Origin of the sequence: Ruminiclostridium cellobioparum DSM 1351 = ATCC 15832, from assembly GCF_000621505.1 — a bacterium.
GTDB lineage: Bacteria > Bacillota > Clostridia > Acetivibrionales > DSM-1351 > Ruminiclostridium > Ruminiclostridium cellobioparum.
On sequence record NZ_KK211295.1, the window covers coordinates 107703 to 121445 of the forward strand.

Consider the following 13743-nt stretch of genomic DNA (forward strand, 5'->3'; position numbering starts at 1 on the left):
ACCCTCCTCTATATCATCCCTTAACACCACTTGTGACGGTGCCCTCCACAAAATACCTCTGCCCGAATAAATAAAGCAGCAGCATAGGAAGAATGGAAATGAATGCTCCTGCAAACGCAGGGCCGTATTCCTGTGTATCCTCTCCGACAAACATCGCAAGACCGTTTGAGAGTGTCCTCATTTGCATGTCCCCTGTAATGAGCAGCGGCCATGTGAGATCATTCCACGCGCCGTTTATCCCGAGAACCACCAGGGTAACGAATGTCGGCTTAACCTGCGGAAGCATGATTTTGAAGAAAAGTCCCAGCTCCGACACTCCGTCAATCCTGCCGGCCTCCTCAAGTTCCTTGGGCAGCCCTGTGAAGGCCGAGCGCATCATGAATATTGAAATTGCCACCGCTATTTTGGGCAGGACAAGCCCCAAATAGCTGTCATACATTCCAAGATTGCTTACGATAAGAAACAAAGGTATCATAATTACCTGAAAAGGTATCATCAGCGTTGCCAGTACAAGAATGAAAAGGACATTCCTGCCTTTGAAACGGTACCTGGCAAATGCATATCCCGCGAGTGAACACAGGAATACCGACGGAACGGTAGACATTAAAGCATATATGATGGAATTCTTGACAAAATAGAGAATCTTTACCCTTTTAGCCAGTCTTATAAAATTATTCAGCGTGAACTCCTCGGAAATAAAGGTCGGAGGGTAGGATATAATTTCACCCTGAGGCTTGAACGAGCTTATAAGCATCCACAAAATCGGCACCAGAACAATAAGCGCAATAAACGCAAATACTATGAATACGAAAACATGCAATACTGTATGTTGAATTTTTTTTACGGCCATAGCCTTTCCCTCCTTATTAATAATCTTTTTCCTGTTTCAGCATTCCTGTATACGTAACTATTGTAATAATAAGTATTATAATGAACAGGCAAACGGATACTGCCGACGCATAGCCCATCCTGTATACCTCAAAGGCCCGCGTATAGATATAAGTAACCAGCGTTTCGGTAGAAAAATTCGGACCGCCCCCCGTTGTTGTATATACTATATCAAATACCTGGAAGGAGCTTATCAGTCTTGTAATTATTATAAACCATAGCGTAGGCATTATCCCGGGAATGGTAACGCTTAAGAACTGGCGCAGTTTCCCGGCGTTGTCCATTTCGGCCGCCTCATACAGGCTCTTAGGAACATTCTGCATTGCGCCGACAAATATTACAACCGATATTCCGAACGTTTTCCATATTGACATAAATACGATTACAAAAAAAGTAATCTTGGGTGAATTCATAAAATTAATATTGTCAAAACCGATTATTCTTAAAAGATATGTAATGTAGCCTACATTTGAATGGAGAATCAGCTTCCACATAATTCCGGTTACCGTAGCCGAACACACTATAGGAAGAAAATATATTCCACGGAAAATTTTATTTACCAAATTGTTCTGAGTAAGCAGTGCCGAGAGAAGAAGGGCAAGGACCACCTGCAGCGGAACTTCCACCACCGTCCATTTCAGCGTAACCGCCAGACTGTTCCAGAAACGATTGTCACCGAATATTTCCGCAAAATTATCAAGTCCTACAAATTTCGGCTGTTCAAGCGTGATAGAAACATCAAAGCAACTGAGGCCAAACGCCGAAAATAGGGGCAGGATGTTGAATACAAAGAGCAAAATAATAACAGGTGCTATAAAAGAATACGGTACTAAGGTCATACTTAAGCGGTTTTTATTTACCATCACGAAAACAACCTCCACAGAATTATATAAAACGGCGGGGAGACTTTAGGGACCGCCTAAAGTCTCCCTGCCGTTCAAGTTATGTAAAATCCAGTGTCTATAAGACCCGTTCGGAATGCTATTTCAAATAGGATTGGGCCTTTGTCTGAGCTTCGTCAAGCGCCTTATTGACATCCACGCCGCCTGAAACCACCGATTCTATCATGAATTCAATTACTTCATTCGAGAGCTCAAAGGTTTTGGTAAACTCCTTTGGTGCAAGATATGTTGTAACGGCATTTTTATCGTTGTTGGTCATAGCCGCCAATTTTTCAGAGGACTGATATTTCTGGTCGTTGATTGCAGGATTATAGCATGAAGGATATCCATTGGCAAGGGACCAGTTAAGTATACCGGGAATCTCAGTATTGGCATCACCCTTATACCACCACTCCATAAACCGGAAAGCCGCAAGCTTTGCTTTCTCGCTTGCTGATGTTGTCACCGACAACCCGCCTACCGAGCACGGGTTCTGAGAGCCTGCATCACCGTTTGGCAGCTGCGATATACCGTAATTAATTCCTGCTTCGTCAAGCCCTGAACTAAGAAACGCACCGCTGAGGGTGATACCAATCCGTCCGGCCTTCATCATGGAATCCATGTCCGACTCAAGCGGATTGTCTCCGGATTTGAGCATGCCCCCGTACCAATTCAGGAAATACTCATATCCCTTGTTGCCCTTGAACCTCGGAACAAGCTTATTACTGCTGTCATAGTCAATAAACAGCCCGCCCATTCTCTGCAGAAGATGTACCGTATTGAATATGCTATTGTACGGCACACCCGAGCCATAGATATTTTTATCCTTATCCGTTATAAGCGCCGCCCACTTCGCCCACTCGTCATAGGACGACGGCCCCTTTTCCGGATCAAGCCCCGCAGCCTTGAAGAGGTCCTTGTTCCAGTACATAAATCTGCCTGTTATTTGTAACGGTAATACATAAAGCTTATTGCTGTCCGAACAAACATCCAGATAGCTGCTTATCCAATCCTCCTTTTTCAGGTCCGTTGCCTGAAACACTTCATTCATATCGATGAGATAATTAGGATATTGGTCTTTAAACGAGCTTGGACCGAGAACCATGTCCGGAGCCTTTCCGCCAGCAAATGCCGCCGCTATTTTTGTTAGGAATTGGGCGTTGATATCCATCTCGACTGTAATACCGTATGGATTAGTCTTATTGAACTTATCGACATAATCCGTCAGAATCTCTCCGTCAGGGCCCGTATAACCGTTCCAGAAAGAAATCGTAACCGGGTCGTACAACTCGGTGGATGAGCTCCCTGACGGTCCCGAACTGCCGTTATTATTTCCGTTGCTGCCTGAGCAGGCAACAAAAGTAAAACATAATGCTGCGACAAGAATAATGGCCACTAGTTTTTTCATTGATTATTCCCTCCTAAATTTGCTATTTTGTTTTAGCAATGCCATTATACTCTTTTAGATAGCCACTGTCAACATATGCTCTTATGTTTTCTGCTAATATCACTTAGTAAGTGTTTTTGCAAAATTTAGCTCATTTATACTAAAACTATCTCTGAAACTATATTCCGGTACAAGGACTCTGCTGATGGGTTCGGTAATATTATTCTCCATTTTTGTCATTAGCAGGTTTACTGCATTTTCCGCCATGATTTCCCTCGAAACCGCCACAGAAGAAATGCTCGGCGACATCATGTTGAACATCTCATTGTTTCCATAAGCGAGTATTTCCATGTCTTCGGGCACTTTTACATTGTGGTCCTTAAAAGCTATCATAGCTCCAAGCGCCTGAGTATCCGTCAATATAAAAATTGCCGACGGCCAGCTCCCGCATTCAATTATTCTCTGGGCGCATTGGTAGCCTCCGGCAATATCGTAATCAGGAGCTTTAGCAATCCACTCGCTCCTGATTTCTATTCCAAGCTGTTCGCACCCGCTGGTGAAGCCGAAGCCCCTGACCATGGAGCCGTTGCTCTTCCCCTCTACTCCAATCAGCCCGGCTTTTTTATGACCTTTTTCGGCGAACAGCTTCGCGCAATTTCTGCCCGTTACAAAATTGTCGGTATAGATTCCGCTGTATTTATTATCACTTCTATTGGACAGGACCAGCGGAACATCAAAAGTCTCACTGTTGAGGAAAGCAAGGTCTTTATCGCTTGGAGCGCATACAATTATCCCGTTGTATTTCTGCGATGTCATCAAATCCTTCAAATGACTAAGCTTGTCTTGATCAAAAAGCTGTACCATAAACTCAATATTGTACATGTTCTTTTCTATGGCAGCCGATGCACCCTTAAAAAATTTTCCCAGGTCGTCGGTATACCTTGAATTCCAGAAAATTGCGATAATCCGCCCCGAATGCTTCTCCCCCGCTCCCCGGAGTCTTCTTGCATATATGTTAGGCTGATAATTCATATCCTTTGCGGCTTCCTGGACTTTTTGCTGTGTGGCCTTTGAAATCCGCATCTTATCCCCTCGCCCGTTGAGTACGATGGATACCGTGCTCTGGGAAACTCCCAGCTGCTCTGCTATCTGCTTTATTTGAACTGTAGCTTTTTTCATCAATGGTCTCCTTTCAATCTGCTAAAATATAAGCTAAATTCATTTTAATTTTACTATATAATATTTTTGTGTCAATAGTTTAAACAGTATGCGGCAACGCGGAACTGCCTTAAAATAATCCATTCCGCACAACGCGCGGCACATGGCAGTATAAAATAAAGTGCTTGACTATTTAGTATCACAGGTATTATATTAATATACAGCGAGAGATTAAAGAGATTTAAATTTTTGATTCCCCAAAAGGGTATTATTTTTTTACATGTTTGCTAAATCGAAAGTGCTATTTTCATAAAATTGAACGGAGGTACATAATTGATATATAAAAAACCGGAAAAGCTACTGAATAGAGACTTTATATTACTTATACTAATAAGCCTGATTACTTCCTTTGGATATAACATGATATCCACGCTGGTATCCTCTTATGCGGTGGAGCTTGGTTCAAAGCTTGCCATGGCGGGAACCGTCGCAGGAATATTCTCCATTTCGGCCCTGCTCATCCGTCCCTTCAGCGGATACGCTACCGATATCTTCAACAAAAAGACCATGTGCGTACTGTCCACAGGTTTAATCGGTGCAGCAATGCTTGGCTACATAATTGCACCGGGCATAAGCACGTTTTTTGTTGTCAGAATAATTCACGGGCTTGCCTTCGGCATCAGCGGAACGGCAAATCTTGCACTCGTCAGCGAATATATCCCTGACAAAAATATGGGAGAAGGTCTCGGCTACTTCGGGTTGGGCCAGGTAATGGCACAGGTTGCAGGCCCGAGCCTCGGGGTATATATTAAAGATATATACGGTTATAAAATATTGTTTATAATCATCGCGCTGTTCACATTTACAGCAGCTGCCCTTCTGACCTGCTGCTTAAAATACCATGCTGTTCTGCCGGATACAGAAAAGCCGGAAAATCTGGAAAACGGCGGAAAACGCGGAAAATTTACCTTTGACAGCCTTATTGCAAAAGAATGTATTCTTTATGCCCTCATCTCCGGCCTTTTTTCCCTTGGAAACGGAGTTGTAAATTCTTTTCTTGTTCTGGTGGGCGAAGACCGCTCCATTTACAACATATCCCTGTTTTTCTCGGTAAATGCCATAGTATTGTTCCTCATGAGGCTTGCCGTAGGCAAAATTGCAGACAGGACAAAGCTTCTTATTATAGTCAACATCTCTCTGCTGTTTAGTTCACTTTCTATGGCAATAACAGGGATGACCTCAAGCTTTGCCGTCATGATGGTCGCCGCCGCATTGAAAGCCATAGGCCACGGAGGCGGTCAGATATCCCTGCAGTCCGCATGCATAAAGAAAGTCTCCCCGGCGAAAGTCGGAGTGGCTACAAGTACATTCTATATCGGCGCCGATATCGGGCAGGGACTCGGGCCTATCATAGGCGGAAATATCTCCGAGGTGTTCGGTTATTCTTCGATGTTCTACAGCGTAGCGGTCATTATGCTTTTATCCATGGTGATATTCAGTATTTATGAGATAAGAACCTCTGTCCGTAAAAACTCCGAAAAGGAATGCCCATCTGCATAGGGCAAATATCAGTATTATATGGCTTATATAATCTTCCGGTTCAGCTGGGAACAGCAGGTCAAAATCAGGAGGGACAACCTTGATGTACCGCATAAAACAAAAACAGCCTGAATTCAATTAGAATTCGGCTGTTTTTACTGCTGCTGTCCAGCATGATGGTGGGAACTATAGGGCTCGAACCTATGACCCTCTGCTTGTAAGGCAGATGCTCTCCCAGCTGAGCTAAGCTCCCATCAATGCAAGTTTCAACTTCAAACCCACACAGTCATATGTGTCAAGGCATCTGTCTTTCCTGCAAGAGGTATTATAGCACAGTTGTTTTTAATAAGTCAATATCCTTTTTACGTGGCATGTAATGTATTCCCTAGTTCCTTCATCTAAAAAAATTTTAAAATATTTTCAGACGGTACAGAGGAATAAATAAATTTTCTCCTGTATTTTTAATGGAAAAATTGTATAATTTAAAATATGGCTGCGGCATTTATAAAGTTCTACAATCTGGATAAAATAAGGTTGGTTTGCTGCAGACTTGACGATTACTATATTATTGGAGGTAAAATGTATGTCGATACCAACACCGCATATTAATGTCAGCGAGCAAGGTATAATAGCTGAAACGGTATTAATGCCGGGAGATCCTCTCCGCGCCAAATTTATAGCAGAGACTTACCTTGAAAATCCTGTTCAGTTTAACACAGTCAGAAATATGTTTGGATATACAGGAACATACAAGGGAAAGAAAATATCCATAATGGGGTCCGGAATGGGCATGCCGTCAATCGGAATTTACTCTTATGAACTGATTCATTTTTATGGAGTTAAGAACATAATCAGAATAGGATCCTGCGGAGCTATTCAAGAGGACATTAGGATCAGGGACATTGTCATAGGAATCTCGGCTTCTACAAATTCAAACTACGCATCACAGTATGATTTGCCCGGAACCTACGCCCCCACGGCCTCCTGGTCTCTAGTTAAGAAGGCGATAGATATTGCGGAAAGCAAGGGAATCCCCACAAGAGTTGGCAATGTCCTCTCTTCCGACATATTCTACGATGATGATCCCGACACCTGGAGAAAGTGGGCTAAAATGGGGGTTTTAGCTATTGAAATGGAAGCTGCGGCATTGTATATGAATGCTGCCCGTGCAGGAGTCAATGCCCTGTGCGTCCTGACAGTTTCGGATTCTCTGGTATCCCATGAAGTCACTACTGCCGAGGAACGCCAAACTTCCTTTACCAATATGATGGAAATAGCTTTGGAGCTTGCCTAGTAAAATATTCTGTATATTGCACTATAATACGGGAATACGGGGTAAAATCATTTGTCAAATTGTGTTGTTCATGGAACCAATGCATCCGGCAGATCATTTTACCCTTTTAATATTTATTTTTTTGGTTGATAATACTAATTAGTATTTAGTATTCTTTTTACTTTTTTGTTACAATTATTAATTTATTTTTAACAATACTTTAACAATAAATATTACTTTGGTATAATCTATTGATTAATAAATCAATGGAAGCTGGGAAGAAAAATGAAAAAAATAAACAAAGGAATTCTTGCATTGATTGTTGCTTTGGCAATCAGTGCAATTGATATTTTTTACATCGGTAACGGGTATTCTCAACTGCTGCTGGCTTTGGCCGCCTCGTTTGCAGTTTTCAACATGCCTGCAATACCTGATAAACTTAAAAAATTGCCCTACTCAAAGCTTATTTTATTTATAGCAAATATTGTGCTGTTGGTATTCACCTTCAAACATAAAGTACTGCTGGTAAATATGCTTTTGTTGTCATATTTGATTTGGAGTGCGGTAACACCGTTTTTTCAAAAATTCAAATCCTTTTTACCTGTAACGTTCCTGATGTGTTTTGCAGCAGTATATGCCGCTTCTTTTTTAGGCTTCAGCGTACCACTGTTCATTTTTGTATTCTATCCGGTATATGCATTGGGGTTTTTATCACATGAGAAAAATATTATTAAGACTCCAAAAATATGGTTGTTTGCATTTTTAAACCTGGCAGGTGCTGCAGTACTTCTTGTTTTATTCATGTATAAAGCCCTGGGGCAATCGGTTCTGAGCAGCATCCTTTTTACAAATATCACAAAGCTGGGAACCGTTACCGCCGTATACCTGCCCTTTATAGGACTGTTTATGGCATGGTTTGCCGCGTCGGGCAACTTGATCTTCCATATGCTGACATCAGGTTTTGAAAAGGGTAATACTGCCTTTGATCTCTCTGATTATTTCAAACCTGTCTTCAGCTTTATTTCGTTTTTTGTATTTGTTACAGTCATCACATTTTTATGTGAGTATTCAATAAGGCAGGAAATAACGGCAACAATCACTGACATGCTGCATCCCAACATAATGTTCAACATACTGGTTTTATGCAGTTTATACATGTGCCTTATTTCGCTGTTCGGAAAAGGGATTTCAAATGTTTTGCTCTCAATAGTTGCAATCTTCCTTACAATAGCTAATTTTATCAAGTTCACATACTTTGATGAACCTTTTTACCCGTGGGATCTGTACATGTTTAAAAACCTCATAGGTATTTGCAAGGATTATCTTAATATACCTATTGTAATTGGGGTGCTGATAATTCTGGCAGGCCTGATATTTTTACTGGTTAAATTCAGGAAAAATGTGCTCAGCTATCTCAAACCGGGATTCAACTTTGTCATAATGCCCTTTGCACTGATCCTGTTTCTTCTTAATGCCAACGTATTGACCGATTACAGACTATCCGTCCAGGTGGGCGTTCAAAGATCCTGGTATATCGGCAAAGCTGAAATACTTGCAAATGGTATGTATGCTCAGAATTATTACTATCTGACCGACCTGGAAAAATACCTGAATCCTAAACCCGATGACTACAGTGAAGAAACCATGCAGGCTATCTCTGATAAATATCCTGCTTCGGTAGATAATTCCGTTACGGCCTCCACCGTCGGAGGAGCTGTGAAATCGGCGGAAAAACCCAACGTCATAGCTATTATGAGTGAAAGCTACTGGGATTTGACCAAATTAAACGGGTTAAGTTTCAGCAAGGATGTGGCTGAAACTGTCCACAAGTATCAGAAGGGCATGCTGGCTCCGCCGGCAATCGGAGGAGGTACCGCAAATACCGAATTTGAAGCTCTTACAGGTATGTCCTTATACTTTATGAGCCCTGGAATAATAGCATACAATGCCTACCTTAGGACCGAAACTCCAAGCATTGCTTCGGTATTCAAGGATAACGGCTACAGTACAACGGCTATTCATCCCAACGGCGGCTGGTTTTATAACAGAGATAAGGTATACAACTATTTCGGCTTTGAAAAATTCTATGATGTGTCCAGCTTTGATATGAACACCCAAACAAAGGGACCGCATATTTCCGACTATGCTCTTGTTGACAAGATACTTGAAACCTTGAATTCTTCAGACAAGCCTGCTTTTATCTTTGCAGTTTCAATGGAAAATCATGATCCTTTTGATAATAAATACAGCAGTTTTGACGTCAATGTAGAGTCCGACCAGCTGAATTCCTCACAGAAAAGCATTATAAACGGTTATGCCCAGGGACTGTATGATGCAGACCAATCCCTAGGAAAGCTCATTGAAGAACTTAAGAAAAGTGACAAACCTACCCTGTTATACTTTTTTGGGGATCACGCACCTCGTCTGGGTACTCTTGATGATTACTACAGCGTTTACGACAAACTCGGTGCAAAACAGGATTCTGAGCTCAAGCAGGGCATCGGTGAATTGAAGTACTACACCACGCCTTTGGTTACGTGGTCAAATTTCCGGGAAATGAGGAGCTTTTCAAGTATAATCTCCCCGTCCCACCTTTCCTATGAGATATTGAAGGACGCAGGTGTGGACCATCCCAATTACTTCAACATAATGCCCCAGCTGGAAGAAAAATATCCCATAATGCATTTGAAGAATATGGGGCTGGTAGATCCTGACGATGAACTGGTAAAGGATTATCGTCTGATACAGTACGATCTGCTTTTCGGCAACAAATATCTCAAGAGCGGTAACTAGCAATATTTGCTGATATTGTACTGCCGGCAGCACTGTTAAGTTATAAATTATCATACGGTTAAGGATTATCCCTATAAAGGGGCATACTCATGCATCTTGGTCCTCCCCTGCCTCTGGAAAGCTCATAAGAGTCAAATTCAAGGACTTCTATGTTGTTTTTTCTCAGTGCATCATTAGTGATATGGTTTCTGTTGTAGCATACAACCTTCCCAGGGGAAACCGCAAGCGTATTACTGCCGTCACTCCACTGTTCCCTGCTGGCAGCTATGATATCACCGTCACCGCACCTGATCAGATTCACTGCCGGCAGCTTAAGGTGTTTTTTTAATATCTCAGACAGGTCACTATGTTCATATTTGATAGCCAACCGGTTATTTGCCTCCCTGCTTATGCTGTAAACGTCCAGCGGGGCTTCTATGCCCGGAAATATTGTAAACTGGTCATAATCAACCATGGTAAATACAGTGTCCAGGTGCATATATGCCCTCTTCTTGGGGATGTCAAAGACGAGGACCGTATTGAAGGGTTCCTCTGACTCCAAAAGCTTCTGAGCTACCCTCTCAACCGCTATCGTACTTGTTCTGGCACTTACTCCGATAGCTACAACCTTGTCTGAAAGCACCAGAATATCTCCTCCCTCAATGGGATGGGTCTTATCCCTGTTGTACCATCTTGGAACTTCCTTGAACCTCGGGTGATAATTAAATATATATTTTGCAAAGATGGTCTCTCTGTTTCTTGTTTCATTTGCCATTACATTCAGGGAAATTCCCTTTCCGATGGATGCAAAGGGGTCTCTTTGAAAATACATGTTCGGAATAGGGTCAAGATAGAATGGGTAGGCATTTTTAATCATGTCTCCCAATGTTTTATGTTTGACATCCTTCAAATCACTATGCCTTGTTCCGGCTATACACTTATTTATAAAGTCCCGGGGCATCAATGAGCTGAAATATTCTTTTATCGCTTCCTGAAGTCCGTCTGTAACAACTTTTCCCTCGACCATGAATTCCATCAGAAACTCTTCTCTTATATGTGAATCCTCAAGGATATCTGTCATTAAGTCAGTCATATAGACTACTTCTACCCCTTCCTTCCTGAGGATTTGTACAAACTGCTCATGTTCCCTCTGTGCCTGATCCAGATATACAATTTCATCAAACAGAAGTTTTGTCAAATAATCCGGTACCATATTTTCCACTTCCAGCCCGGGACGATGAAGCAGAACAGATTTTAATTTTCCTATTTCACTATAAACGGAAATGCCGGGTTTAAAAGACATAACTTTCCTCCCAGATACATGTTTTCTTTCAGTCCGAAATAATTTCTTATCTATAGTTCCCTTGTGGTACACTGTTATTCAAATTTTTAAAAAGCAGAGGTGTAAAATTAAATCCAATATTTTGATTTTACAAATGAGTAGATTATGTTTTATATAAATCTAAAGGGACATACTAAAATAAGGGTAGTGCTATAAATCAGGATTTATTTTAATACGTAAACGGAGGACAATGCAATGAATAAAATTGATGAAGCCATTAACAGCATCAGATCGCTGGAATGCCCGACAGGACAATTGGAAAACAAGGTTGCCGGAATACTCGAGAAATACGGAGTCGCCGGCAGAACCCAAATTAATATTGACCGGTCTATGATGATTATGTGGCCAGGGTTGTCGATGTTTACACCGACAATTCTTAGTGTTTTTTTACCGCTGATATGAGCAGCATCATGGGCCGGCGCAGTTCATCAGCCATTCCGGGAACAGAATAAAGCAGGTGCTCCGCAGGTTTTGGTTCTACTATCCCTGTAATCTCAAAGCCTGTCTGGATAAGACCATTTAAATATGTGGTCAGGGTTTTATGATATTTTATTACTTCCTCTCCCAAAAAGTCAGCCTTACGGCTCCCCTCGGTAAAGTATTGGTCCACGGGCCAGTGAAGCCGGTTGCCCTGTTTGTCATAATACCAATCCTGCTTCCCCTGTGCGGTAAATATGGGATGTTCCACTGAGAACACAAATTCTCCTCCGCTTGTGAGGCATTTGTTTACTTTGGCAGAAATATCTTCAAACGACTGAACATAGTGTAAAGCCAGAGAACTTATTACTGCATCAAAGGAATTGCCGGTGAAATCAATATCCTCAATGGGCATACAAATATACCTGATGTATTCGGATTCAGTCCTATTCGCTGCTTCATTCAACATCTTTTGTGAGATATCAACACCTACAGCTGATTTTGCCCCATGCTCAACAGCAAACCGGCAATGCCATCCAAAACCGCAGCCTAAATCCAGAACCCTCTTACCTTTAAAATCAGGCAGCATCTTTTTCAGTTCATGCCATTCCCCGGCGGCCTCAAGTCCCTTCTTGGAACGCTCCATATTACTGTATTTTTCAAAAAAAGTACTGTCATCGTATTTATTCTGCTTCATATTTTATATCCTCCAGATCAACTGTTTTTGAGCCTATCAGCCTGGTATGATGTTATGCATGCATACGGTCATCACAAAAACCTTTTATATTCATCCAAAACACTCGAAAGCAGACATAAGTGGTTCTTTATCTCCCCATCCCTGATAAGGAGGTGAAAAGCGTTGATAACTTTTCTTCTAAACATTAAATCTATTTTAAACTCACGGAATTCCATCAAGAGCGGACATATATATCTTGCTCTGGGGTCTTCTATTACAGTTAACCTGCCGTCTTTGCCCAGATAGGGTATATACGGAAAAATCCTGCATGCCAGGGGTCTGAGCTTCCGGTTACAGGTTCCCTTGCAAACAGCAAAAAGAACGTTGGTGCTTAAAAGCTTTTCCTTTCGTATTGTCAAAAAGCCTTCCTGCCTGTCAAACATAAGCTCCTCACCCGGAAACAGACACATTCCCGCATCGTTGTCACCGGAGCAGCATTTACTGCCGCAAAGCAGGCCGCAATCGAATTTTAAAGGAGTGGAGCCCTCCAGCATCCTGTATGCCTTTCTATATAAAGCCTTTTTATTCATAATATGATCCCCTCAAGTGTGAATGAACATCCTCCTGCAGTCTACAGGCCATTAATACCCCAGATGCTTTCCCACAATGATAACCTTGATTCTATCCCTGTTGAACTGTCTTCTTATAACTACAAAATCGTTGCAGATTCTATCCTTACTGTTACAATCAATGCAATATCCCAGGCTTGTGCAGGGTGTATCCTTGTTCAGCCTCCTGGCATCTATAGGGGCAGCATAATTGCGCACCCTTTTTTCTGCCTCTTCCAGGTTATTTACTATCTTATTTATGCCGGCAACAATTATAACCCGTTCTGGGCCGTACAACATGGCTGCCACTCTGCTGCCGTTTCCGTCAATATTGTACAGTTCACCCTTTTCAGTGACAGCATTGGTGCTGCTCATAAATACGTCGGCAGAAAAGTTTTTCCTGTACAGCTCTTTCTTTTCTTCGCTTGTTATGCCGGCTCTGTATTTATCTAAAAAGTTGTACTTCCCGCTTCTCAGAAATTCTATCACACCCGTCTCGAACAGTGTCATCGAATCTCCGACGCCAACTGTGGAATTTTGCGGTATAAGGTCCTGAAGCGTTTCAATCAATTTTACTTCGTCTTCCACATAGAAACCGCCGATATTATGTTTTGCCAAACCCTCCAGGGTTCTTTCCACTTTCTTTTCCATATACCAGGAAACACTTTCATCCATTGTATTATCCGCTCCCCGCCGCAGTCAGTATTCCTTTCACAGATATATATTATACTAAAGTTCTGGGATGGAGGCTATACTCCCTTTATAATTTATAAGACCCTTCAACAAATATTTATATGTTAAA

12 protein-coding genes and 1 tRNA gene are annotated in these 13743 nt (G+C 41.9%); 4 read left to right on the top strand and 9 right to left on the bottom strand.

Annotated elements, in window-relative coordinates:
• Window positions 1-13 precede the first annotated feature (13 nt).
• The 4 genes from T344_RS0125765 to T344_RS30115 all read right to left on the bottom strand — a co-directional run bounded on the left by T344_RS0125765 (window position 14) and on the right by T344_RS30115 (window position 4335).
• Complete coding sequence (locus T344_RS0125765; protein WP_051572288.1) at window positions 14-850, bottom strand: carbohydrate ABC transporter permease; 837 nt, start codon at window positions 848-850, stop codon at window positions 14-16.
• Window positions 851-866: 16 nt separating this feature from the next.
• Window positions 867-1751, bottom strand: a complete 885-nt coding sequence (locus T344_RS0125770; RefSeq protein WP_051572289.1) for a carbohydrate ABC transporter permease — start codon at window positions 1749-1751, stop codon at window positions 867-869.
• Between the two features lie 118 nt (window positions 1752-1869).
• Window positions 1870-3177, bottom strand: coding sequence for an ABC transporter substrate-binding protein (locus tag T344_RS0125775; RefSeq protein ID WP_027631093.1), 1308 nt, complete (start codon window positions 3175-3177; stop codon window positions 1870-1872).
• Window positions 3178-3276: 99 nt separating this feature from the next.
• On the bottom strand, window positions 3277-4335 hold the full coding sequence (locus tag T344_RS30115) for a LacI family DNA-binding transcriptional regulator (RefSeq protein WP_051572291.1): 1059 nt from the start codon (window positions 4333-4335) through the stop codon (window positions 3277-3279).
• Window positions 4336-4647: 312 nt separating this feature from the next.
• On the opposite strand from T344_RS30115, the gene T344_RS29360 reads away from it, so the two are divergent.
• Entirely contained in the window at window positions 4648-5874 is a 1227-nt protein-coding gene (locus T344_RS29360) for an MFS transporter (protein WP_051572292.1), read from the top strand.
• Window positions 5875-6030: 156 nt separating this feature from the next.
• Here the strand turns inward: T344_RS29360 and T344_RS0125795 are convergent.
• A tRNA-Val gene (locus tag T344_RS0125795) sits at window positions 6031-6106 on the bottom strand.
• Window positions 6107-6436: 330 nt separating this feature from the next.
• Between T344_RS0125795 and deoD the strand changes: the two genes are divergently transcribed.
• Together deoD and T344_RS0125805 are read left to right on the top strand one after the other, a co-directional pair.
• Complete coding sequence (gene deoD, locus T344_RS0125800) at window positions 6437-7147, top strand: purine-nucleoside phosphorylase (RefSeq protein WP_027631094.1); 711 nt, start codon at window positions 6437-6439, stop codon at window positions 7145-7147.
• Between the two features lie 264 nt (window positions 7148-7411).
• Window positions 7412-9919, top strand: a complete 2508-nt coding sequence (locus tag T344_RS0125805) for an LTA synthase family protein (RefSeq protein WP_027631095.1) — start codon at window positions 7412-7414, stop codon at window positions 9917-9919.
• Between the two features lie 58 nt (window positions 9920-9977).
• Here T344_RS0125805 and arcA read toward each other — a convergent pair whose 3' ends face one another.
• A complete protein-coding gene (gene arcA / locus T344_RS0125810; RefSeq protein WP_027631096.1) occupies window positions 9978-11201 on the bottom strand; it encodes an arginine deiminase in 1224 nt (407 codons plus the stop codon).
• A 234-nt stretch (window positions 11202-11435) separates the two neighbouring features.
• On the opposite strand from arcA, the gene T344_RS29365 reads away from it, so the two are divergent.
• Complete coding sequence (locus tag T344_RS29365) at window positions 11436-11642, top strand: hypothetical protein (protein ID WP_034863206.1); 207 nt, start codon at window positions 11436-11438, stop codon at window positions 11640-11642.
• Here the strand turns inward: T344_RS29365 and T344_RS0125820 are convergent.
• The 3 genes from T344_RS0125820 to T344_RS0125830 all read right to left on the bottom strand — a co-directional run bounded on the left by T344_RS0125820 (window position 11617) and on the right by T344_RS0125830 (window position 13616).
• The gene (locus T344_RS0125820) at window positions 11617-12354 is read right to left on the bottom strand and encodes a class I SAM-dependent methyltransferase (RefSeq protein WP_027631097.1); all 738 of its coding nucleotides are present in this window, start codon (window positions 12352-12354) and stop codon (window positions 11617-11619) included. The two genes, T344_RS29365 and T344_RS0125820, sit on opposite strands and share 26 nt — an antisense overlap.
• A 71-nt stretch (window positions 12355-12425) precedes the next feature.
• On the bottom strand, window positions 12426-12923 hold the full coding sequence (locus T344_RS0125825) for a hypothetical protein (protein WP_027631098.1): 498 nt from the start codon (window positions 12921-12923) through the stop codon (window positions 12426-12428).
• A 51-nt stretch (window positions 12924-12974) separates the two neighbouring features.
• Window positions 12975-13616 (bottom strand): lactate utilization protein, encoded by a 642-nt coding sequence (locus T344_RS0125830; protein WP_027631099.1) that lies wholly within the window; start codon window positions 13614-13616, stop codon window positions 12975-12977.
• Between the last annotated feature and the right edge of the window lie 127 nt (window positions 13617-13743).